22 protein-coding genes and 1 other annotated feature are annotated in these 22,154 nt (G+C 57.8%); of the genes, 8 read left to right on the forward strand and 14 right to left on the reverse strand.

Annotation, left to right across the window (positions count from 1 at the left end):
- Positions 1-58: 58 nt before the first annotated feature.
- The 9 genes from hisIE to hisL all read right to left on the reverse strand — a co-directional run bounded on the left by hisIE (position 59) and on the right by hisL (position 7,285).
- Positions 59-670, reverse strand: a complete 612-nt coding sequence (gene hisIE, locus OK409_RS02105) for a bifunctional phosphoribosyl-AMP cyclohydrolase/phosphoribosyl-ATP diphosphatase HisIE (protein WP_033778806.1) — start codon at positions 668-670, stop codon at positions 59-61.
- Positions 664-1,440: an imidazole glycerol phosphate synthase subunit HisF gene (gene hisF / locus OK409_RS02110; protein WP_010670962.1), complete on the reverse strand. Its 777-nt coding sequence runs from the start codon at positions 1,438-1,440 to the stop codon at positions 664-666. Before hisF ends, hisIE begins: the two co-directional genes overlap by 7 nt.
- Positions 1,422-2,159 (reverse strand): 1-(5-phosphoribosyl)-5-[(5-phosphoribosylamino)methylideneamino]imidazole-4-carboxamide isomerase, encoded by a 738-nt coding sequence (hisA, locus tag OK409_RS02115; protein ID WP_031591331.1) that lies wholly within the window; start codon positions 2,157-2,159, stop codon positions 1,422-1,424. The genes hisF and hisA overlap by 19 nt, the downstream gene beginning before the upstream one ends.
- The gene (gene hisH, locus OK409_RS02120; RefSeq protein WP_008926061.1) at positions 2,159-2,749 is read right to left on the reverse strand and encodes an imidazole glycerol phosphate synthase subunit HisH; all 591 of its coding nucleotides are present in this window, start codon (positions 2,747-2,749) and stop codon (positions 2,159-2,161) included. Before hisH ends, hisA begins: the two co-directional genes overlap by 1 nt.
- Complete coding sequence (hisB, locus tag OK409_RS02125; RefSeq protein ID WP_010670960.1) at positions 2,749-3,816, reverse strand: bifunctional histidinol-phosphatase/imidazoleglycerol-phosphate dehydratase HisB; 1,068 nt, start codon at positions 3,814-3,816, stop codon at positions 2,749-2,751. The genes hisH and hisB overlap by 1 nt, the downstream gene beginning before the upstream one ends.
- Positions 3,813-4,889 (reverse strand): histidinol-phosphate transaminase, encoded by a 1,077-nt coding sequence (gene hisC / locus OK409_RS02130; protein ID WP_191923226.1) that lies wholly within the window; start codon positions 4,887-4,889, stop codon positions 3,813-3,815. Before hisC ends, hisB begins: the two co-directional genes overlap by 4 nt.
- Complete coding sequence (gene hisD / locus OK409_RS02135) at positions 4,886-6,190, reverse strand: histidinol dehydrogenase (protein WP_010670959.1); 1,305 nt, start codon at positions 6,188-6,190, stop codon at positions 4,886-4,888. The genes hisC and hisD overlap by 4 nt, the downstream gene beginning before the upstream one ends.
- 3 nt (positions 6,191-6,193) lie before the next feature.
- Positions 6,194-7,093: an ATP phosphoribosyltransferase gene (gene hisG / locus OK409_RS02140; protein ID WP_264366685.1), complete on the reverse strand. Its 900-nt coding sequence runs from the start codon at positions 7,091-7,093 to the stop codon at positions 6,194-6,196.
- A 48-nt stretch (positions 7,094-7,141) separates the two neighbouring features.
- Positions 7,142-7,262: a sequence feature (His leader region), on the reverse strand.
- Positions 7,238-7,285 carry a his operon leader peptide gene (hisL, locus tag OK409_RS02145; RefSeq protein WP_100396937.1) on the reverse strand — a complete coding sequence of 16 codons (48 nt, stop codon included), beginning with the start codon at positions 7,283-7,285 and terminating at the stop codon, positions 7,238-7,240. It overlaps the preceding feature by 25 nt.
- 179 nt (positions 7,286-7,464) lie before the next feature.
- Here hisL and OK409_RS02150 point away from each other — a divergent pair, with 179 nt between their 5' ends.
- Positions 7,465-8,292 carry an SDR family oxidoreductase gene (locus tag OK409_RS02150; RefSeq protein WP_062758004.1) on the forward strand — a complete coding sequence of 276 codons (828 nt, stop codon included), beginning with the start codon at positions 7,465-7,467 and terminating at the stop codon, positions 8,290-8,292.
- Between the two features lie 167 nt (positions 8,293-8,459).
- On the opposite strand, the gene OK409_RS02155 is transcribed toward OK409_RS02150, so the two are convergent.
- The 3 genes from OK409_RS02155 to puuD are packed head-to-tail and all read right to left on the reverse strand — an operon-like array spanning position 8,460 to position 11,074.
- Entirely contained in the window at positions 8,460-9,737 is a 1,278-nt protein-coding gene (locus OK409_RS02155; protein ID WP_264366686.1) for an NAD(P)/FAD-dependent oxidoreductase, read from the reverse strand.
- A 19-nt stretch (positions 9,738-9,756) separates the two neighbouring features.
- On the reverse strand, positions 9,757-10,314 hold the full coding sequence (gene puuR / locus OK409_RS02160) for an HTH-type transcriptional regulator PuuR (protein ID WP_010670955.1): 558 nt from the start codon (positions 10,312-10,314) through the stop codon (positions 9,757-9,759).
- The gene (gene puuD, locus OK409_RS02165) at positions 10,307-11,074 is read right to left on the reverse strand and encodes a gamma-glutamyl-gamma-aminobutyrate hydrolase (protein WP_264366687.1); all 768 of its coding nucleotides are present in this window, start codon (positions 11,072-11,074) and stop codon (positions 10,307-10,309) included. Before puuD ends, puuR begins: the two co-directional genes overlap by 8 nt.
- A gap of 204 nt (positions 11,075-11,278) precedes the next feature.
- Here puuD and OK409_RS02170 point away from each other — a divergent pair, with 204 nt between their 5' ends.
- Complete coding sequence (locus tag OK409_RS02170) at positions 11,279-12,694, forward strand: glutamine synthetase family protein (protein WP_010248044.1); 1,416 nt, start codon at positions 11,279-11,281, stop codon at positions 12,692-12,694.
- A 405-nt stretch (positions 12,695-13,099) separates the two neighbouring features.
- On the forward strand, positions 13,100-14,458 hold the full coding sequence (locus OK409_RS02175; RefSeq protein WP_010248042.1) for an APC family permease: 1,359 nt from the start codon (positions 13,100-13,102) through the stop codon (positions 14,456-14,458).
- Positions 14,459-14,506: 48 nt separating this feature from the next.
- On the opposite strand, the gene ygbI is transcribed toward OK409_RS02175, so the two are convergent.
- Positions 14,507-15,268 carry a DNA-binding transcriptional repressor YgbI gene (gene ygbI / locus OK409_RS02180; RefSeq protein ID WP_010670952.1) on the reverse strand — a complete coding sequence of 254 codons (762 nt, stop codon included), beginning with the start codon at positions 15,266-15,268 and terminating at the stop codon, positions 14,507-14,509.
- 267 nt (positions 15,269-15,535) lie between these two features.
- Between ygbI and ltnD the strand changes: the two genes are divergently transcribed.
- From ltnD to OK409_RS02205, 5 genes are all read left to right on the forward strand, one after another.
- Positions 15,536-16,441 carry an L-threonate dehydrogenase gene (ltnD, locus tag OK409_RS02185; protein WP_062757995.1) on the forward strand — a complete coding sequence of 302 codons (906 nt, stop codon included), beginning with the start codon at positions 15,536-15,538 and terminating at the stop codon, positions 16,439-16,441.
- Positions 16,441-17,703: a 3-oxo-tetronate kinase gene (gene otnK, locus OK409_RS02190; RefSeq protein WP_264366688.1), complete on the forward strand. Its 1,263-nt coding sequence runs from the start codon at positions 16,441-16,443 to the stop codon at positions 17,701-17,703. The genes ltnD and otnK overlap by 1 nt, the downstream gene beginning before the upstream one ends.
- A complete protein-coding gene (locus OK409_RS02195; protein WP_264366689.1) occupies positions 17,696-18,340 on the forward strand; it encodes an aldolase in 645 nt (214 codons plus the stop codon). The genes otnK and OK409_RS02195 overlap by 8 nt, the downstream gene beginning before the upstream one ends.
- Positions 18,340-19,125 carry an HPr family phosphocarrier protein gene (locus tag OK409_RS02200; RefSeq protein ID WP_010248028.1) on the forward strand — a complete coding sequence of 262 codons (786 nt, stop codon included), beginning with the start codon at positions 18,340-18,342 and terminating at the stop codon, positions 19,123-19,125. Before OK409_RS02195 ends, OK409_RS02200 begins: the two co-directional genes overlap by 1 nt.
- Positions 19,126-19,250: 125 nt before the next feature.
- Positions 19,251-20,606 (forward strand): GntP family transporter, encoded by a 1,356-nt coding sequence (locus tag OK409_RS02205; RefSeq protein ID WP_264366690.1) that lies wholly within the window; start codon positions 19,251-19,253, stop codon positions 20,604-20,606.
- 58 nt (positions 20,607-20,664) lie between these two features.
- Here OK409_RS02205 and sbcB read toward each other — a convergent pair whose 3' ends face one another.
- A complete protein-coding gene (gene sbcB / locus OK409_RS02210) occupies positions 20,665-22,092 on the reverse strand; it encodes an exodeoxyribonuclease I (protein WP_033758356.1) in 1,428 nt (475 codons plus the stop codon).
- Positions 22,093-22,154 lie beyond the last annotated feature (62 nt).

Below are 22,154 nucleotides of genomic sequence, written 5' to 3' on the forward strand. Positions count from 1 at the left end.
AGCAGAAGACTGCTCAGAATCCGCATAAAAACAAAATTCTGAGCAGCATATTGCACAGTTACTTATGGCGGTCACGCAGGTTGTTGATCACGGCGCGGAAGTCGAGATCCTGATCCTGCAACAGCACCATCAGGTGATAGACCAGGTCAGAAGCTTCGTTGGTGAGTTCATCCCGATCGTTGACCGTGGCGGCCAGTGCGGTTTCAACGCCTTCTTCACCCACTTTCTGCGCGATGCGTTTGGTGCCGCTGGCGTAGAGTCGTGCGGTGTAGGAGCTTTCAGGATCGGCGGTTTTACGCGAGGCCAGCAACTGCTCAAGCTGATAGAGGAACGTCCATTCAGGGACCGCCGGTGAGAAGCAGCTGGTGGTGCCCAGATGGCAGGTCGGGCCAATAGGATCCGCCAGCACTAACAGAGTGTCATTGTCGCAGTCAGGCGTGATGCTCACGACCTGCAAAAAGTTGCCGGAGGTTTCGCCTTTGGTCCACAAGCGATTTTTGGTGCGGGAGAAAAAGGTGACCTTGCTTTCTGCCAGCGTTTTCTCCAGCGCGGCCGGGTTCATGTAGCCATGCATCAGCACTTCGCCTGAGACGAAGTGCTGGACAATGACCGGCATCATGCCCTGTGTTTTATCCCAGTCGAGAAGGGCCAGTTGTTGTTCAGTTAGCACGCGCGAATCTCCACTCCGTTGTCGATCAGAAAGCTCTTCAGCTCACCAATATTAATAATCTGCTTATGGAATACCGAGGCGGCTAAAGCACCATCCACGTTAGCTTCAGTAAACGCATCCAGGAAGTGCTGCATGGTGCCTGCACCGCCAGAGGCGATCAGGGGGACGTTGCAGACTTCACGCATTTTCTTCAGCTGCACCAGGTCATAGCCGTTACGCACGCCATCCTGATTCATCATGTTCAGCACGATCTCGCCTGCGCCCAGCTTCTGCACTTCCTGCACCCACTCCAGCGTTTCCCACTGCGTCACGCGGGTGCGCGCTTCGTCGCCGGTATACTGATTCACCTGATATTTACCGCTGGCTTCATCAAACCAGGTATCGATCCCGACCACAATACACTGCACGCCAAAACGGTCCGCGAGGCGGGTGATCAGCGTGGGGTCGGCCAGCGCCGGCGAGTTAATCGAAATCTTATCTGCGCCAAACTCCAGAATGCGCGCTGCGTCTTCCGGGGTTTTAATGCCGCCCGCGACGCAGAACGGGATATCGATCACTTCCGCAACCCGCGATACCCAGCTTTTGTCGACGACCCGGCCATCGGATGAGGCGGTGATATCATAGAACACCAGCTCGTCGGCACCTTCGGCAGCATAGCGCTGCGCCAGCGGCACGATGTCGCCGATGATCTCGTGATTGCGAAACTGTACGCCTTTGACCACCTGGCCGTCACGTACGTCCAGGCAGGGAATTATCCGTTTTGCCAGCATGCGATCGCCTCCGAAACAGTGAATTTATCTTCCAGCAGCGCACGTCCGACAATCACGCCCTGAACGCCGCTGCCGCGCAGGGCGGCGATATCATTGAGGTCGCCAATGCCACCCGAAGACTGAAAAGCAATCGTCGGGAAGCGCGCCGTCACTTCCTGATAGAGCGCAACATTGGAGCCGCTCAGGGTGCCGTCGCGGGAAATGTCGGTGCACAGCACGTGCTTCAGGCCCACCTGCTGAAAGTCAGTAATCACCTCTTCCAGCGTGACGCCCGCCGCTTCCTGCCAGCCACTGATTGCCACTTCTTTGCGGTTACTGGCATCAATGCGCACATCTAACGCGAGCACAATCGCCTCTGCGCCAAACTCCGCAAACCACCGTTTTACCTCTTCAGGCTGTTTCACGGCGGTGGAACCAACCACCACACGACTCGCGCCGGCTTCAAGCAGCGCATGCACATCGTCACGGCTGCGAATGCCGCCACCGACCTGCACCGTCACATCAACGCCATCCAGCAGGGTTTTCAGCAGCGCGATCTGGCGTTTCGCCGGATCTTTCGCGCCGGTTAAATCCACCAGATGCAGCACGGTCGCGCCCTGGCGAACGTAATCCTGCAGACGCGGCAGCGGATCGCTGCCGTAATCGCGCTGCTGTCCATAATCGCCCTGATGCAGACGAACCACTTTGCCGTCAATTAAATCTAACGCGGGGATAATCATTACATCTCCAGGAAGTTTTTCAGCAGCTGCGCGCCCGCTTTGCCCGAGCGTTCCGGGTGGAACTGGACACCAAAGAAGTTATCTTTCTGCACCGCGGCGGTGAAAGCTTCACCGTAGTGACACTGGGCGATAGTGCTGGCGTTGACCGGCATGGCATAGCTGTGGACGAAGTAGAAATAGCAGCCTTCGTCGATGCCACGGAACAGATGATTGCCCGCCTGCGCGGTAATCTGATTCCAGCCCATGTGTGGCAGCGGCAGGCCGTGCGTGTCCATTAACGACACCGGCTCATCGATAATTCCCAGCGTCGGCACGCCGCCGTTTTCATCGCTGCCGCGTCCCAGCAGCTGCATACCCAGGCAGATCCCCAGCACCGGCTGGGTACAGGCTTTCACCAGATCGATCAGGTCACGCTCTTCCAGCTGATTCATTGCCGCCTGTGCGGTGCCGACGCCGGGCAGAAACAGTTTATCGGCACGCAGCACCACATCGGGATCGCGGCTTACTTCCGGGGTGTAGCCCAGACGTTCAATCGCCCATTTCACCGACGACAGGTTGGCGCAACCGGTATCCATGATCACCACGTTCATCACAGCACTCCCTTCGAGCTTGGCAGCGTATTGCCCTCAACGCGGATCGCCTGACGCAGCGTACGGCCAAAGGCTTTAAACAGGCTCTCGACGCGGTGATGGTCATTCTTGCCTTTGGTTTTAAGATGCAGGGTGCTCATCATGGCGTAGGAGAGTGAGCTGAAGAAATGCTCGACCATCTCGGTGCTGAGGTCGCCCACGCGCTGATAGTTGAACTCCGCTTTGAACTCGATGTGCGGACGGCCGGAGATATCCAGCGCGCAGCGCGCCAGACATTCATCCATCGGCAGCACAAAGCCGAAACGGCCAATGCCTCGCTTGTCGCCCAGCGCCTTCAGCAGCGCTTCGCCCAGTGCCAGACCGGTATCTTCCACAGTGTGGTGATCGTCAATATAGAGATCGCCTTTCACTTCGATGTTCATGCGGAACCCGCCGTGTACGGCAATCTGGTCCAGCATGTGGTCGAAGAAACCCACGCCGGTATTAATCTTGCTGCCGCCTTCGCGATCCAGCCACAGTTCTACCCGCACCTGTGTCTCTTTGGTGTTGCGCTGCACCAGCGCATGGCGGTCACGCTGGGTCAGACGCTGCTGGATAGTCTGCCAGTTCTGGCCGTCAGCACCGTAGCGGATAGGCTGGATGCCCATGTTCTCCGCCAGCTGGACATCGGTCAGGCGATCGCCAATCACGTAGCTGTTGGCGGTATCCAGCGCGCCTTCGGCCAGCCAGGCTTCCACCATTCGGGTTTTTGGCTTGCGACAGTCGCAGTGATCGTCCGGCATGTGCGGGCAGATCAGCACATCGTCAAACGCAATGCCCTGAGAGGTCAGGATCTGCATCATCAGATTGTGCGGGCCATCGAAATCGGCCTGCGGAAAACCCGGGGTGCCAAGACCATCCTGGTTAGTGATCATGACCAGGCGATAACCGGCGGCCTGCAGTGCCAGCAGCGCCGGGATAACGTCTGGCTCAAACGCCAGCTTATCCATGCGGTCCACCTGATAATCTTCAGGCGGCTCAGAGATTAACGTACCGTCGCGGTCAATAAAAAGGGTCTTCTGGCTCATGCTTGCTCCACAGAAAAGGCTTGCAGCGCGGCGATCACTCGTTCGCACTCTTCACGCGTGCCGATGGAGATGCGCAGGCATCCCGACAGGCCCGGATTTTTGTTCTGATCACGCAGGATAATGCCCTGATCCCATAAGGTTTTGAAGACCTTTGGTGAATCGGTAAAGCGCGCCAGCACATAGTTGGTTTCACTGGAGAAAACCTGCTCAACGCAGGCCAGCTGAGCCAGTTCAGCCTGCAGCCAGCTACGGTTCTCATTCAGCTGTGCCACATGTTCACGCATCAGCGCAATTCCCTGGTCGCTCAGTGCCTGACCGGCGACATCGGCAACCGGTGTGGCCAGCGGGTAGGGCGCGATGACCTTCATCAGCAGGTCGATGACCGGCTTATTCGCCAGCGCAAAGCCGCAACGCAGGCCAGCCAGCGCAAAGGCTTTAGAAAGCGTACGCAGGATCACCAGATGCGGATAATCCTTCAGCCAGCCGGTCAGGGTCGCCTGCGGGCAGAACTCAATGTAGGCTTCATCTGCGACGACCAGCGCTTTACCGGCGGTCATTGCCAGCAGCTGACGGATGTCGTCCTGATTGATCAGGTTGCCGGTCGGGTTGTTCGGGCTGCAGAGGTAAACCACTTTGACGCCATCCAGCTGCTCTGCAATAGCAGGCAGGTTCAGCTGCCAGTCGGTCAGGGCCGGAACGGTACGGTATTCAATGCCGATGGTTTCGGCGCTGACGCTGTACATGCCATAGGTCGGTGGACAGAACAGAATCGCATCCTGACCCGGCTCACAGAAGGCGCGCATGATCAGTTCGATGGCTTCATCCGCGCCACGGCTCACCAGCACCTGCTCCGGCGTTAAGCCTGCATAAGCCGCGTAGCGCTCAATCACCCGTTTGGGCTGACACTCCGGATAGCGGTTCAGCGTCTGCTGCGACAGCTCAAACGGCACCGGCAGCGGAAACTCGTTGGCATTGAGCCAGACATCTCCGTTGCCACCCAGACGACGCGCCGACATATAGGGCGTCAGGGCGCGCACATTGGCGCGCGCCAGCTGCTCAATATCCTGACTCATGCTTGCTCCTTCAGTGCGGCAACGCGCAGGGTGACGGCATTCTTATGGGCATCCAGCTGCTCGGCGGCGGCCAGGGTTTCAATGGTGGCGGCCAGGTTCAGGAAGCCCTGCGGCGTCAGCTCCTGCACCGTCATGCGTTTCTGGAAATCGGCCAGGCCCAGGCTGGAACAGGTCGAGGTGTAACCGTAGGTCGGTAACACGTGATTGGTGCCAGAGGCGTAATCGCCCGCGGACTCCGGCGACCAGTCGCCTAAAAATACCGAACCGGCGCTGGTGATCGACTCCACCAGATCGCGCGGCTGGCGCGTTTGCAGAATCAGGTGCTCCGGGCCGTAGAGATTAGAGATCGCGACACACTGCTCAAGGTCACGCGCCACGATCAGGCGGCTGCTTTCCAGCGCCTGACGCGCTGTGGCAGCCCGCGGCAACTGCGCCAGCTGCTGCTCAACCGCGACCGCGACCGCCTCGGCCAGCTTTAATGAAGGCGTCAGCAGAATCACCTGCGAGTCAGGGCCATGTTCAGCCTGTGAGAGCAAATCAGACGCGACAAACGCGGGCGTGGCACCTTCATCCGCAATCACCAGCACTTCAGAAGGACCCGCCGGCATATCAATCGCCGCGCCATCGAGTCGCTGACTTACCTGACGTTTCGCTTCTGTCACCCAGGCGTTGCCCGGGCCAAAAATCTTATCCACGCGTGGCACGGTTTCGGTGCCGAAGGCCATCGCGGCGATGGCCTGCGCGCCGCCCACCTGGAACACCTCTTCTACGCCGCACAGCTGGGCGGCATAAAGGATCTCATCGGCAATCGGCGGCGGCGAACAGAGCACCACGCGGCCACAGCCAGCGATACGGGCCGGGGTCGCCAGCATCAGCACGGTGGAGAAGAGCGGGGCGGAACCACCAGGAATATAGAGTCCGACCGATTTTACCGGACGGGTAATCTGCTGGCAGCGTACGCCTGGCTGGGTTTCCACATCCACCGGCGGCAGGATCTGCGCGTTGTGGAAGGTTTCGATATTGCCCACCGCGACGGCCATCGCCTGCTTCAGCTCGTCACTCAGACGTAAGCTGGCTTCTGCGATTTGCTGCGCGGTAACACGCAGGTTATCCACCTGCGCTTTGTCGAAGCGGGCGCTGAACTGGCGCAGGGCGTCATCACCGTTCAGCTTTACCTGCTCCAGAACATCGCGCACCGTCAGCGTCACGTTTTCAGAGGCGGCGATAGCAGGACGTAACAGCAGCGCCTGCTGCTGTTCGGGGGTACACTGCTGCCACTCAATCGGGGTAGAAAAGGCCATGGCTTACTCCATCATCTTCTCAATAGGCAGCACCAGAATCGAACTGGCACCCAACGCTTTCAGTTTTTCCATGGTTTCCCAGAACAGGGTTTCGCTGCTGACCATGTGCATCGCCACGCGGCTGACATCGCCTGCCAGCGGCAGCACGGTCGGGCGCTCTGCGCCAGGCAGCAGGCTGATCACTTCTTCCAGACGCTCACTCGGCGCGTGCAGCATGATGTACTTCGATTCACGCGCTTTAATCACGCCCTGAATACGGGTCATCATTTTGTCGATGAGCTCCTGCTTCGCAACAGGCATTTCGCCGTCACGCTGGATCAGCACCGCTTTTGAACGATAGATTACTTCAACTTCGCGCAGGCCATTGGCTTCCAGCGTAGCACCGGTAGAGACCAGGTCGCAGATGGCATCAGCCAGACCGGCACGGGTCGCCACTTCTACGGAACCGTTCAGTAAACAGGTCTTAAAGCTGACGCCTTTTTTGTCGAGGTATTGTTTTAACAGGTGCGGATAGGAGGTGGCGATACGGGATTTATCCAGGCATTCCGGGCCGGTGTACTCGGCATCTGTCGCCATCGCCAGTGACAGACGGCAACCGCCGAAGTCGAGGCGGCGCAGCGTAAAGTAGCGCGGATCTTCACCCTGGGCACGGCGCGACAGCAGCTCTTCTTCCAGCACGTTCTCGCCGATGATGCCTAAATCGACCACACCATCCATCACCAGGCCAGGAATATCGTCATCGCGCACGCGCAGGATGTCGATCGGCATGTTCTCCGCAAACGCAATCAGGCGCTGTTGCTGAAGGTTGATTTTAACGCCGCAGCGCGCCAGCAGTTCGCGTGAATCATCACTTAAACGGCCAGATTTCTGCATAGCTATGCGTAAACGGGTGTTATCTAACATGGTTCCTGTCCTCTTAATTCGGTCCTGAATGTGTGGTTACGTCAGCCCATAAAAAAACCCCCGGAAGACGATCTTCCGGGGGTTCTCTTGCGTTCACACCACTGGAAGATCTTGAAAGTCTTCCAGCACCAATCGCCTGAAAGACTAGTCAGGATGATGGTGATGATGATGGTTGAACTGAACGCGTGTCATAATAATCTCGTCGATGAATGAGTATTCATTTGTGGGGTTTAACCTAGCGAAGATGGCTGCGCTTGGCAACACTTTTTTAAACGGGCGGTTCGGAAAGCGCTGAAACAGGTTGTTCTGGTTTGCAATCCGGGGGCAAACTACGGTGAAGTCAGGGTTGATGTTTCACGTCAGGAGTCAAAATGAAGAAGGTCGCGATTGTGGGACTGGGCTGGTTAGGCATGCCGCTGGCCACGGCGTTAACGGCGCGAGGCTGGCAGGTCACCGGCAGCAAAACCACGCCAGACGGTATAGACGCGGCACGCCGCTGCGGCATTGAGGCGTTCCAGCTGGAACTGACGCCAGAACTGCTCTGTGATGCCGCCGATATTGAGCCGCTATTCAACGTCGATGCGCTGATCGTTACACTGCCCGCCAGCCGCACTGCGGAAGGGGGCGAAGCCTATCTGCAGGCGGTGCAGAATGTGGTCGATACGGCGCTGGTTTATAAGGTACCGCGTATTATCTTTACTAGTTCCACCTCAGTCTATGGCAGCAGCGCCGGCGCTAAGCGGGAAAACAGCCCGCTGGACGCAGAAACGGTGGCCGGAAAGACGCTGGTTAAACTGGAGAACTGGCTGCACGATCTGCCGGGCACCAGCGTGGATATTGTGCGGCTGGCCGGTCTGGTAGGACCAAAGCGCCATCCGGGACGCTTCCTCGCCGGCAAGCAGGATGTGGCCAATGGCTCGCAGGGCGTGAATCTGGTGCATCTGGATGATGTGGTTGAGGCGATCACGCTGCTACTGCAGTCGCCCAAAGGGGGCCGGGTCTACAATCTGTGTGCCTCGAAACATCCCTCGCGTGACACCTTCTATCCTGCGGTCACGCACCAGCTTGGGCTGCAGCCGCCGCAGTTCGCACCCGAGGCGGAAAAGAATAGCGGCAAGCTGATTGATGGTTCCCGCATCTGTAGCGAGCTCGGTTTTGAGTACCGCTATGACGATCCGATTAAAATGCCGCTGGAGTGATACGCGGCTGGCGCTGTTGCGGGGGCTGATTGCTCCCGCTCTGATATGTGAGGGTTCTGCTCTTTCATAGTTACAACATACTAAAGCAGTTTAAACAACAGGTCAGAATGTGCCCCGCTGAAAGACCTGTTTTCATCAGGCCAGACAGCCAGGTCTGGCCCTCAGCCTCACACCCCTAACCGATCCCTCAACGCATACCACACCGCGCCCATCGCCGTCAGCGGCACCTTAAACCGTCGCCCACCGGGAAACGGCAGGTGAGGCAGGCGGGCGAAGGCATCAAAACGCTCGGCGTCGCCGCGTAACACTTCGCTGATCAGCTTGCCGGAAAGATGCGTACTGGTTACGCCATGACCGCTGTCACCCTGCATAAAATAGACATTCTTCTCCAGCCGGCCAAACTGCGGCATGCGCGACAGCGTCAGCAGGAAATTGCCGCTCCAGCTGAAGTCCAGCTTCACGTTCTGCAACTGCGGGAAAGTGCGGCGCAGCTTGGGCCGGATCAACGCTTCAATATCGGCCGGTTCACGTGCGCCATAAACCACGCCGCCGCCATAGAGCAGCCGGTTGTCCGCAGTGAGACGGAAGTAATCCAGCAGATAGTTACAATCTTCCACACAGTAGTTGTTCGGCATCAGCGACAACGCCTGGTCGGTTGACAGCGGTTCGGTTGCCACAATCTGCGATCCGCACGGCATGCTTTTCCTGCTCAGTCGCGGTTCCAGCTGCGGGGCCAGATAGGCATTCCCGGCGAAGATCACAAAGGTCGCGCTGACCTCGCCCTGGGCGGTTTTTACCCGGTTTGGTGTGCCATAAACCACACTGGTCGCCGCGGACTGTTCATAGATGCGTCCGCCATGTCGACGGATCGCCTCCGCTTCCCCCAGCGCCAGGTTCAGCGGATGCAGATGGCCGCCGCGCCGATCCAGCAGCCCGCCAACGTAGCGTTCGGTGGCGACTTCACGGCGGATGGCTCGCTCATCCAGTAGTTCCAGATCATGATTCCCATACTGCTGCCATAACGCTTTCTGTTTTCGCAGATGCGCCATCTGACGTGCATTCAGGGCCGCAAAAACGCCGCCAGGCCGGTAATCGCAGTCGATCGCGTACCGCTTAATGCGATCGCGGATGATTTCAGCGCCTTCAAACATCATGCTGCCCAGCATACGGGCGCTCTCTTTACCGTAGCGCTGTTCAATCACATCCACGTCGCGGCTGTAGGAGTTCACCACCTGACCGCCGTTACGCCCGCTGGCACCAAAGCCGACCCGCGCCGCTTCCAGCACGACAACGTCATAGCCCACCTCGGTCAGATGCAGCGCCGCCGAAAGACCGGTGAAACCGCCGCCAATAATGCAGACATCACACTGAATGCTCTCCTTTAATGTCGGCCAGGGCACATGCGGATTGGCGGTCGCTGCGTAATAACTCTCCACGTAATTCATAACAATCTCCGGAATGCGCCTAAAAGTTGGCTGGCGTATGGGCACTGACAATGCGGCAGGGGATTTCAGCACGGTTGGTGAAACTGTGTGGTAAGCCCGTATCAATGACGTAGCTCTCTCCGGCGGAGAGATGATAGTGCTCTCCGTTGATGACCAGCGTAATCTCTCCTTCCAGCAGCGTGCCGGTCTCTTCGCCCGGATGACGCAGCTTCTCGCCGGTGCTGGCACCGGGTTGATAAGTTTCCAGCAGCATGCCCAGCGTGCGCTGTGCACGGCCATTGTCGATAAGCTTCAGCGAAACCCCCTGACTGCCAATCTCCAGCAGGTCGCTGGCGCGGACAATGACCTTAGGTTCCGCGTCCGGTTTGGGTTCCGAGAAGAACTCTGACAGCGAGAGCCCATAGACTTTAAGCAGCTTCTGCAGGGTGCTGACCGCCGGGCTGACCTTATCCTGTTCAATGGTGCTGATGGCGCTATGGGTCAGTCCGGCCAGTTCGGCGACACGGCGTTGCGACAGCCCCAGTGTCTGCCGGATCTGCGCCAGCCGTCGTCCCGGCGCCAGCGTGGCATCACTCATTTTCTTTTTCCTTGTGATAACGAATGGCGGCCTGAATAAAGCCGCTGAAGAGCGCCTGCGATCCCGCTGTGTGTTCCGGCTGCCACTCGGGATGCCACTGCACCGCCAGGGCGAAGGGATGATGGCGCAGACTCACCGCCTCAATCAGGCCATCCGGCGCGCGCGCTTCAACGCGCAACTGCGGGCCCGGTTCGCGTACCCCCTGATGATGCAGTGAATTGACCGCCAGCGGACTGATGCTGTCCAGCAGCGTCGCCAGCAGGCCGTCGGGTTCGATAGTGATGGGATGCGCCTGAGCATACTGCTGCTCCAGCGGCAGCGTCTCATCTTCATGGTGACGCTGAAACGACGGCTGCCCGCTGAGCTCTCGCCAAAGCGCGCCACCATTCGCCACCACCAGCTCCTGCAGCCCACGGCAGATCCCGAACATCGGCATCTTGTGGCTGGTGGCCCAGGTGATCAGCTGAAAGGCGAGATGGTCACGGCCCGGATCGGCATGCGGCTCTTCGCCCGCCTCGCCATAATGCCAGGGTTCGATATTGCTGGGGCTGCCGGTCAGCAGCAGGCCATCCAGAACAGCCATAGCGTTTTCTAATAGATGAGGCGCATTCATCAGACTGTGGGGCAGGGCCAGCGGTACGCCACCCGCAAGGACAACTGCATCGGTATACTTATTGTGAACCGTCTGGCTCGGATGGCCGCCCAGATCCTTCTGGCACATCACTACGCCAATCAACGGCTTGTCAAAAATAATGCCCATCTCACGTCCTCGCATCGCTGTTCGAAATATCTACCGAAAGGGCACGTCTGGCGGTTAAGTGTGCAATATTTTTTCAATCTAGCAATCTGCTGTTTGTTCTTCAAACAGATTTGTTACATTTGCACACTTTTTATGTTGGCGCTATGTTAGTGGTGTGGCTGTTATTTTGAGCATTACGCAAACCTAATAGGGGCGGGTGAGATCATGACTAACCTGGTAGAAGTGGAAGACTTCACGCTTCACAGTGAAGAGAAACGAACCAGCGCGTTCCAGCTTGAGGTGAAAACCTGGCTGGAGCGCCATCCTGACACGCAGTATGTCGACATCCTGTTAAATGATTTAAATGGTGTGTTCCGCGGCAAGCGTATTCCGGTCTCTGCGCTGCCTAAGCTGGAAAAAGGGTGTTATTTCCCCGCCTCGGTGTTTGCCATGGATATCCTCGGCAACACAGTAGAAGAAGCGGGACTCGGCCAGTCACTGGGCGAACCCGATAATCTCTGCCTGCCCGTCACCGGTACTTTAGTTCCCTCCGCGTCTGACCCTCAGCACATTGCGCAACTGCTGTTAACCATGTGCAACCAAGATGGCACTCCCTTTGACGTTGAACCCCGAAATGTCCTTAACCGGCTGTGGCAACAGCTGCGTAACCGAGGTCTGTTCCCGGTGGTAGCGGTAGAGCTGGAGTTCTATCTGGTGGACAAAAAGCGCGATGCGGAAGGCTTTATCCAGCCGCCGTGTTCGCCCGGCAGTGATGAACGCAATATGCAGAGCCAGGTCTACTCGGTAGATAACCTCGATCATTTCGCCGATGTGCTGCGTGACATCGACGATCTGGCCCGTCAGCAGGACATCCCGGCCGATGGTGCGCTGGCGGAAGCCTCGCCCGGACAGTTTGAAATTAACCTGCATCATACCCGCGACGTGCTGCGGGCCTGTGACCATGCGGTGCAGCTGAAACGCCTGATTCGTCAGGTGGCAGAAAATCACGGTATGACCGCCACGTTTATGGCGAAGCCCTATGAGGAGTACGCGGGCAGCGGCATGCATGTGCATATCAGCATGCTGGATGCCGCCGATCACAACGCCTTCGCCTGCGATGACGGCAGTGATTCGCCGCTGATGAAACGGGCGCTGGCCGGGATGATCGATCTGATGCCCGCCTCAATGGCGCTGCTGGCACCCAATGTGAATGCCTATCGCCGTTTTGTTCCGGACGCCTATGTGCCGTTGCAGGCATCGTGGGGCCATAACAACCGGACCGTTGCGCTGCGGGTGCCGTGCGGGGATATCGACAATCACCGTATTGAGTACCGGGTTGCGGGTGCGGATGCTAATCCCTACCTGGTGGTGTCGGCGATCCTTGCCGGGATGCTGCATGGGCTGGATACCCAGTTGCCGTTGCCGCATCCGGTCACCGGCAACGGTCACCATGCCGAGGGTCTGGCACTGCCGATCCGCCAGAGCGATGCGCTGTATGAGTTTGACAACAGCTATCCGCTGCAGAAGTTACTGGGCGAGCGCTTTGCCAGTGTCTGGCACAGCTGTAAACATCATGAACTGATGCAGTTTGAACGGCTGATTACGTCTACCGAGATCGACTGGATGCTGAAAAATGCCTGACAGGTTTTTTTACCTGTCAGCTAACGGGCTTTTTTTTGCATAAGATGCCCCGATGGCTTGTATTCCTGCCATGGGTTAGGGCAGAATACGCGGCCTGCAAAATCAGATGATAACCGACGCTAACCGCGCCGGTTATTTTTTTGCATCCAGTTTTATGAGAGCGTTTTTTGCTGACTTAACCGAGGCCGGGCACGCACCCGGATAGATAAACACTGAAAACACGCATAAGCGTGAGATTGAGGATGACAAAGATGGGGATGTTTTACACTCTGCCAGCCAACGCTGGTACGCGTTTTCGTGATGACTACGGCGCCGCGTTAACCGCTAACCTTACTCCCTGTCGCTTAATGCGCAGTTGCCCTGTGACCCAGCCCAGCCAGGTTGTCGCACATGGGGGACTGAAGCATGTCGCTTAATACCTCCGCCGCACCGCAGCGTGCGCAACTCAAAAAAACACTCACGTTACTTCCGGTCGTCATGATGGGCTTAGCCTACATGCAGCCTATGACCCTGTTCGATACCTTTGGCATCGTTTCCGGGCTGACCGAAGGTCACGTCGCCACCGCTTATGCTTTCGCGCTGATTGCGATTCTGTTCACTGCCGTGAGTTACGGTAAGCTGGTACGCCGCTTCCCCTCTGCGGGCTCCGCTTATACCTACGCTCAGAAGGCGATCAGTCCGCACGTCGGCTTTATGGTCGGCTGGTCATCACTGCTGGACTACCTGTTCATGCCGATGATCAACATCCTGCTGGCTAAAAACTATTTCGAATCGCTGGTGCCGGGCATCCCGTCGTGGATTTTTGTGGTGTTGCTGGTCGGGTTTATGACGCTCTCTAACCTCAAGGGCATCAAAACCGTCGCCAACTTCAACAGTGTGATTGTGGTGCTGCAGGTGGTTGTCATGGTCGGGATTACCGCGATGGTAATCTACGGTGTGGCAAGCGGCGTGGGTTCCGGCACGCTGGTGAGCAGCCGTCCATTCTGGTCTGAGAATGCGCATGTGGTGCCGATGATTACCGGTGCGACGATACTCTGCTTCTCGTTCCTCGGCTTTGATGGCATCAGTTCGCTGTCGGAAGAGACCAAAGATGCAGAACGCACCATTCCGCGCGCTATTTTCCTGACCGCGCTGATTGGTGGGGTGATCTTTATCGCGGCATCTTACTTCCTGCAGCTCTACTTCCCGGACATCACACGCTTCCAGCACCCGGACTCATCGCAGCCTGAAATCATGCTGTTCGTGGCCGGTAAAGCGTTGCAGGTCGGCATCCTGATCTTCTCGGTGGTCACGGTGCTGGCATCCGGTATGGCGGCGCACGCTGGCGTCTCGCGTCTGATGTATGTGATGGGCCGTGATGGTGTGTTCCCGGAGCGTTTCTTCGGTTACATCCATCCGAAATGGCGGACCCCGTCGCTCAACGTGCTGCTGGTGGGTGCGATTGCGCTGATGGCGATTAACTTCGACCTGGTGACCGCAACCGCGCTGATTAACTTTGGTGCGCTGGTGGCGTTTACCTTCGTTAACCTGTCGGTGATTGCGCAGTTCTGGGTCCGTGAGAAGCGTAACCGCACGCTGAAAGATCACGTTCAGTATCTGCTGCTGCCGCTGCTTGGCGCGCTGACGGTGGGAGCGCTGTGGGTGAACCTGGAAGAGAGTTCTATGGAGCTGGGCCTGATCTGGGCCGCCATCGGGATTATCTACCTGGCGTTCGTAACCCGCAGCTTCCGTAATCCGGTGCCGCAGTTCAGCGAAGAAGTTTAATCACGCTCACGTTGCCGCCTTCCCGGTCTCAGGGAAGGCGGCGACAGCTTAACCAGCAAGTATCAGTTCACAGCTCCCCGCACTTAACAACTCCCGTGCCGACTCACTCAGATGCGTGTCTGTCACTACCCGATCAAAGCTCTCCAGCGGTAAAGCCAGAAACGTCGCAATCCTGTTGTACTTCGAACTGTCACTCAGCAATACCCGCTTACTGCTCACCTCACTCACCGCCTGCTTCACCATCACTTTATCTTCATCCGGCGTAAACAAGCCACGCGGCCCCCAGCAGGAGGCGGAAATAAAGGCAATATCAATGGCCAGATGACGCAGGCTGCGTGCCGCCGACTCCCCGACACAGGAGCGGTTCTCCCGGCATACGGTGCCGCCCGTGTGAATAACCCGGCACTGACTGGCCTCCATCAGCAGATTCGCCACCATAAAATCATTGGTCACCACCAGCAAATCATCGCGATCCACCACTTCTCTTGCCAGCGCTAACGTTGTCGTGCCGGCATCCAGGTAGATGCAGCTGTTACGTGGGATCTGTCGGGCGGCGGTGCGGCCAATGGCGCGCTTCTCTTCGTTGTAGAGGGCGCTTTTCGTCAGATGTGACGGCTCAGCCGCCAGCCGGTCGGCTGAGCGCACGCCGCCGGAGACCGACAGCACGGCCCCTTGCTCCTCCAGTTTCTGCACATCACGGCGTATGGTCATGTGTGACACACCCAGCCGTTCAGTGAGTTCTGCAATGCTCACCACGCCACGATCGGCCACCAGCGCAAGAATCTGTTGATGACGTTCAACCGGAATCATATCGGCTCCCTGATGATTACCATTTTTTCACATTATAAAGTATCTGCGGGTTAACCAGAACAAATAATAACAGCGGCAATCCCGGCAACGGCGGCGCTAACTGCACTGTGGCAGTGCCGGTGCTGCCAATCTGGTAATGTTAAAAATTGTTCTGGTTCACATCGGGAATATTTTTTTGTGAGCGGTAACACATTTTTGGCGGCAGTAAACTGGCAGGATTAACAGTAACAAACAAATAATCACTTAAATTAACAGTGGAGGCGTATCGTGCCAGCTGAAAATATCTGCGTTATCGGGTTAGGTTCCATGGGCATGGGTGCCGCGAAATCCTGCCTGCGTGCCGGTCTCAATACCTGGGGTGTCGATTTGAATCCCGCCGCGCTTGAGAACTTACGCCAGGCGGGCGCGCGTGATGCGCAGGCTTCAGCATCCGCCTTTGCAGACCAGCTTGATGCCGTTTTGCTGCTGGTGGTAAATGCGCAGCAGGTTAACGCCATTCTGTTTGGTGAAGAGGGCCTGGCCGCAAAACTGCGTCCCGGCACCGTGGTCATGGTCTCATCCACATTGTCCGCCCGGGATGCGCAGCAGATTGAACAACAGCTGGCGCAATATCAGCTGCTGATGCTGGATGCACCGGTCTCCGGCGGTGCCGCTAAAGCGGCCAGCGGTGAGATGACGGTGATGGCGTCCGGCAGTGAAGCGGCCTTTACGCAACTGCAATCTGTACTGGATGCCGTGGCAGCCAAAGTGTATCGCGTGGGCAGTGAGATCGGCCTCGGATCAACCGTCAAAATTATCCATCAGCTGCTGGCAGGTGTTCACATCGCGGTCGGGGCAGAAGCGATGGCGCTGGCGGCGCGTGCCGGCATCCCGCTGGAAACCATGTATGAAGTGGTCACCAACGCCGCAGGCAATTCATGGATGTTCGAAAACCGCATGCGGCATGTGGTGGATGGCGACTACAGCCCGAAATCTGCGGTCGATATCTTTGTGAAAGATCTCAATCTGGTGGCCGATACCGCAAAATCCCTGCACTTCCCGCTGCCGCTGGCCTCAACCGCCCTCAATATGTTCACCGAAGCCAGCAACGCCGGTTACGGCCGGGAAGATGACAGTGCAGTGATTAAAATCTTCAGCGGCATCACGCTGCCGCAGGCAGAGGAGAAAATCTGATGCGGCTTGGCGTGATAGCGGACGATTTTACCGGGGCGACTGACATCGCCAGTTTTCTGGTGCAGAACGGGCTGACCACTATTCAGTTCAACGGCATTCCTGACAGCGAGGAAACCACAGAGGCGCAGGCGATTGTGGTCAGCCTGAAGAGCCGCTCCTGTCCGGCAGACCAGGCGGTTGCTCAGTCGCTGGCTGCGCTGGCCTGGCTGCAGACGCAGGGCTGTGAGCGTTTCTACTTCAAATATTGTTCCACCTTCGACAGCACCGCGCAGGGCAATATCGGTCTGGTAACCGACGCTCTGCTGCAGGCGTTGGGTGAAACGCAGACGGTAATCTGTCCGGCGCTGCCGGTGAATGGCCGCACCGTTTATCAGGGCTACCTGTTTGTCGGCGATCAGCTGCTGTCAGAGTCTGGTATGCGGCATCATCCCGTCACACCGATGCACGACAGTAACCTGCTGCGCCTGATGACATCACAGGCGACGGGCAAAGCCGGGCTGATCGCTGCGGCACAGGTCGATCAGGGCGCTGAGTCAGTACGGCAGGCGCTGGGTCAGCTGGCGGTGCAGGGGATCAACTACGTCGTAACTGACGTCCTGCATCAGGAACATCTGTTGACCCTGGGCGAAGCACTGAGCGATCTGCGCCTGTTCACCGGCGGTTCCGGGCTGGCCATCGGTCTGGCACGGCAGTGGGCGACGGCTCAGAGTGATGCAAAAGCGGAGCAGGCAGGCCGTCCGCAGGGCGATCGCGCCGTGGTGCTTTCCGGCTCCTGTTCGCAGATGACCAATCGTCAGGTCGCCGCGTACCGCCAGCTGGCACCGGCCTGCGAAGTTGAGACTGAACGCTGCCTGGACGATGCCGGGGCTTATGCCCGGCAGTTATGCGACTGGGTGGAAGCGAACAGCGATCAGACGCTGGCACCCCTGCTGTTTGCCACCGCTGACGCGCAACACTTGCAGGCGATTCAACAGCGTTATGGTGCTCAGCGCAGCAGCGAAGCCGTTGAGCAGCTGTTTGCCGCGGTGACCCGCGAGCTGAAACGGCGCGGATGGCAGCGCTTTATCGTGGCGGGTGGCGAAACCTCCGGCGTGGTCGCGCAGAGCCTGGGTGTGACGGCCTTTCACATCGGTCCGACGATTTCGCCCGGCGTGCCCTGGGTGCGCGACATTCATCAGCCGCTCTCTCTGGCACTGAAGTCGGGCAATTTTGGCGATGAAGATTTCTTCCGCCGCGCGCAAAGGGAGTTTACTGATGTCTGAATCTTTCTCTTTAACGGAACAGCAGGCGCGTGACGAGATGGTGCGTCTTGGCGCTTCGTTCTTTCAGCGCGGCTATGCCACCGGCTCGGCGGGCAACCTCTCAATGTTGCTGGAGGATGGCAATCTGCTGGCGACACCCACCGGTTCATGCCTGGGTGAATTACAGGGTGACCGGCTGGCAAAAGTCACGCCTGACGGCGAATGGATCTCAGGCGATAAACCCTCCAAAGAAATTGCGTTTCACCGCGCGCTCTATCTGAATAATCCCGACTGCAGGGCGGTGGTGCATCTGCATAGCCACTACCTGACGGCGCTCTCCTGCTTACAGGGGCTGGACACGGACAACTGCATCCGCCCGTTTACCCCCTATGTGGTGATGCGTGTCGGTGATGTGCCGGTTGTGCCTTACTACAAGCCGGGTGATGGGCAACTGGCTGAGGATCTCGCGGCGCTGGCTCCACGTTACCGTGCCTTCCTGCTGGCGAATCATGGCCCGGTAGTAGTGGGGAAATCGTTGCAGGAAGCGGCAGACAACACTGAAGAGCTGGAGGAGACCGCCCGGCTGATCTTTACCCTGGGAGACCGCCCGATCCGTTATCTCAATGATGCCGAAGTGGCGGAATTAAGGAGCCGATAATGCCGAAGTTTGCTGCTAACCTTTCGACGCAATTTACTGAATTGCCGTTTGCTGAACGCTTCGCTGCAGCGGCAGAAGCCGGTTTCACCGCCGTCGAATTTCTGTTTCCTTATGACTATCCCGCCACGCAGATCAAGCAGTGGCTTGATGATAACCAGCTGGACTTGGTGCTGTTCAATACCGCACCCGGCAACGTCGCAGCGGGTGAGTGGGGCGTTTCGGCCATCCCCGGACGTGAAGCAGAAGCAAAGGCGGATATCGATCGCGCCCTGAGCTATGCGCTGGCGCTGAACTGCCCGCAGGTGCACATCATGGCGGCGACGGTGCCGCCCGACGCTGACCGTCAGCGCTACGTTGAGACCTTTATCAGCAATATGCGTTATGCGGCTGAGCGCTTTGCGCCGCACGGCATCATCCTGCTGATTGAGGCGCTGAATCCCACAACCAAACCCAACTATCTTTATGCCAGCCAGTATCAGACGCTGGAGATGGTCGAACAGATCGATCGACCCAATGTCTTCACTCAGCTCGACCTGTTCCATGCGCAACGGGTGGATGGCAACCTCAGCCATTTGATTCGCCACTATGCCGGACGCTATCGGCACGTGCAGATTGCTTCGGCACCGGATCGTCATGAACCGGATGAGGGTGAAATCAACTACCCCTATCTTTACTCACTGCTGGATGAGGTCGGCTATTCCGGCTGGGTGGGCTGCGAATATATCCCGCGCGGCAGCACTACTGCGGGCCTTGGCTGGTTTGCGCCCTGGGCGAGAAAAACCTGATTTAACGGGCTAAAAAAACCGGTGTTTCGGCACCGGTTGAGATTTTTTCGTCCTTTTTCTGACCCTGCACCTGTTTATTCTGTACGCCGATAACCTAAAAAATATAACAATTTCTGAGGTTTACTATGCCCACCGCACTGCTGTTAGCCATAGCGACCGCCAGCATCGTGATCCTGCTGCTGCTGGTCATCAAAGTCAAAGTTCATCCCTTTGTCGCCCTGTTAATTGTCAGTCTGCTGGTGGCCATCGCCACCGGCATTCCGGCTGAAAAAATCATGGAGACGATTATCACGGGGATGGGCGGGCTGCTCGGGCACATCACCATCATCATCGTTCTTGGTGCCATGCTTGGGGCGATTATTGAAGCCTCGGGCGGTGCCGAGTCGCTGGCGCAGCGTTTCAGTAAAACGCTGGGGCTGAAGCGTACCGTTGCGGCATTGACCATGGCGGCCTTTATCCTTGGCATCCCGGTATTTTTTGAAGTCGGCTTTATCATTGTTATTCCGCTGATTTATGGCTTTACCAAAGTGGCGCGGGTCTCGCCGCTGAAGTTTGGCCTGCCGATGGCGGGTGTGATGCTGACGGTGCACGTGGCGCTGCCGACCCATCCGGGCGCTGCGGCGGCGGCCGGGATCCTGCACACCGACATGGGATGGCTGATGATACTGGGAATCGCGATTTCCGTGCCGGTCGGGATCATCGGCTACTACGTAGCGAAATTCATGAACCGTCGCCACTACCCTCTGTCGGTGGAGGTGCTGGAACAGTTGCAGATGGCCAGGCCGGAAGGGCAGGAAAAGAAGAATGAACCGGCACCACCCGGTGCGCTCACCATCAGCGGCCTGATTGTGGTCCCGATTGTATTGATCGTGCTGGGAACTCTGTCACACACACTGCTGGCTGAAGGGAGTCTGCTGCGTAGTGTGATGACCGTGATCGGCACACCGCCGATTGCCCTGCTGATTGCCTTAGGGCTGGCGGCCTGGCTGCTGGGCGTACGGCGTGGCTGGAGTAAAGATAAGCTGGAAGATCTGACCGGCCGGGCCATTCCCACCTCAGCCAGCGTGATTCTGGTGGCCGGGGCCGGTGGTGCATTCGGCAAAGTGCTGGTGGAGTCGGGCGTGGGTAAAGCGCTGGCGGTCACGCTTGAAACGCTGCATCTGCCGCTGGTGCCAGCGGCATTTATCCTGTCGCTGGCGCTGCGTGCATCACAGGGTTCCGCCACGGTGGCGATCCTGACCACCAGCGGGCTGCTGACGCAGGCGGTGACCGGCGTGACGGATATGCAACGGGTACTGGTCACCCTGGCGGCCTGTTTTGGCGGTCTGGGATTGTCGCATGTCAATGATGCGGGATTCTGGGTGGTGACCCGTTATCTGGGACTTTCGGTGGCCGACGGTTTACGCACCTGGACGGTGCTGACAACACTAATGGGGCTGAGCGGCTTTGCGCTGACCTGGCTGGCGTGGACCTTGCTCTGATTAAGCAGCATCAGAAAGTCTGACCCGGCAGGCGATACCGGGTCAGACTCTTAGTGCTTCAGGAAACCAACTCCTGCGCATAGAGATAGAGCGCTTTAAGCTGCCCAACCTTTTCTGCATCCGCTTCATGCAGATTCGCCAGAGCTTCCAGTTCCTGCATAAACGCCTGCACCCGATCGGCATTAAGCACGTCACGACGGTGCTGCAACCAGCGTTGCTGCTCGGCATCGTCCAGCGTGCCGGGGAAGTTACGCGCCCGGTAGCGGAACAGCAGTTTCGCTACCCGTGCACTCTCAAAGCTCAGGTCCAGCGCAGGCAGATTCGCGGGCGCGGTCTGACGGATAATATTCATCCCCGCCCGGTCGGCATCACTGAAGAAGCCATCATAGAGTTGTGTGTCCACATCATCTGACGGTGCAAACGGCTCCGCTTCGGCAAACAGCGTGACCAGTTTTTCCCGCACGTCGGGCTGCTGACGCAGCAGCGCCAGATTCGCCAGGCAGTGCTGACGATCAATATTCAGCCGGGCCGCATCTTCCGGCCGCAGCGTACTGGCAGGCGCCAGCACCGGACACTTATTGATATGCACCAGTTTGACCGGCACCGCAGGCAGATCGCCGAGATCGTTTTTCGGCGTGTAAAGACGCTCACGCAGCGTGTCGGCATCCAGTTGCAGCAGCGGTGACATATCGCCCGCCAGATCCACCACAATCAGCGCATTGCGGTTATCGGGATGCCAGGCCAGCGGTACGATCCAACTGGTGTTACCGCGCGCGGCACCGAACATGCCGGAGACATGAACCAGCGGTTTCATCTGCGGGATATCAATCAGGTTCATCAGCTTGTTTTTGTTACGATGGGTAAACAAAAACTCAAACAGTTTTGGCTGCTTCTCCTTCACCAGCTTCGCCATCGCCAGCGTGGCGTAAACGTCGGACATGGCATCGTGCGCATTTTCATGGGAGACGCCGTTTGCTTTGGTCAGATGCTCCAGCCGGAAGCTGGGAAAACCTTCTTCATTCTCCGGCCAGTTGATCCCTTCTGGCCGTAACGCGTAGCAGGCACGCATCACGTCGAGCAGGTCCCAGCGTGAGTTGCCGTTTTGCCAGGCCCAGCCATAGGGATCGTAAAAGTTGCGATAGAAGATATTGCGCGTCACTTCATCATCGAAACGCACGTTGTTGTAGCCCACCACACAGGTTTGCTCCGTGGTGAACAACGCGTGGATGCGTTCAGCGAACTCAGCTTCGATCACGCCGCGACTCATCGCTATCTGCGGAGTAATGCCGGTGATCATCACCGCTTCGGGCTGTGGCAGATAGTCATCAGGCGGACGGCAGTAAAACACTTCGGGTTCGCCGACCGGATTAAACTCACTGTCGGTGCGCAGGCCGGCAAACTGGGCTGGCCGGTCACGAGAGGGGCTGGTGCCGAAGGTCTCGTAATCGTGGAAGAGGAAAGTGGGCTGTACGCGGTCGTTATTCAAATTTCATATCCGTTCATTGCGTTCACTAAACTGATGAACAGAAAGTCATCAGGCTTCCCGTT

This window comes from Pantoea sp. RG18 (assembly GCF_025910075.1).
Lineage (GTDB): Bacteria > Pseudomonadota > Gammaproteobacteria > Enterobacterales > Enterobacteriaceae > Pantoea > Pantoea agglomerans.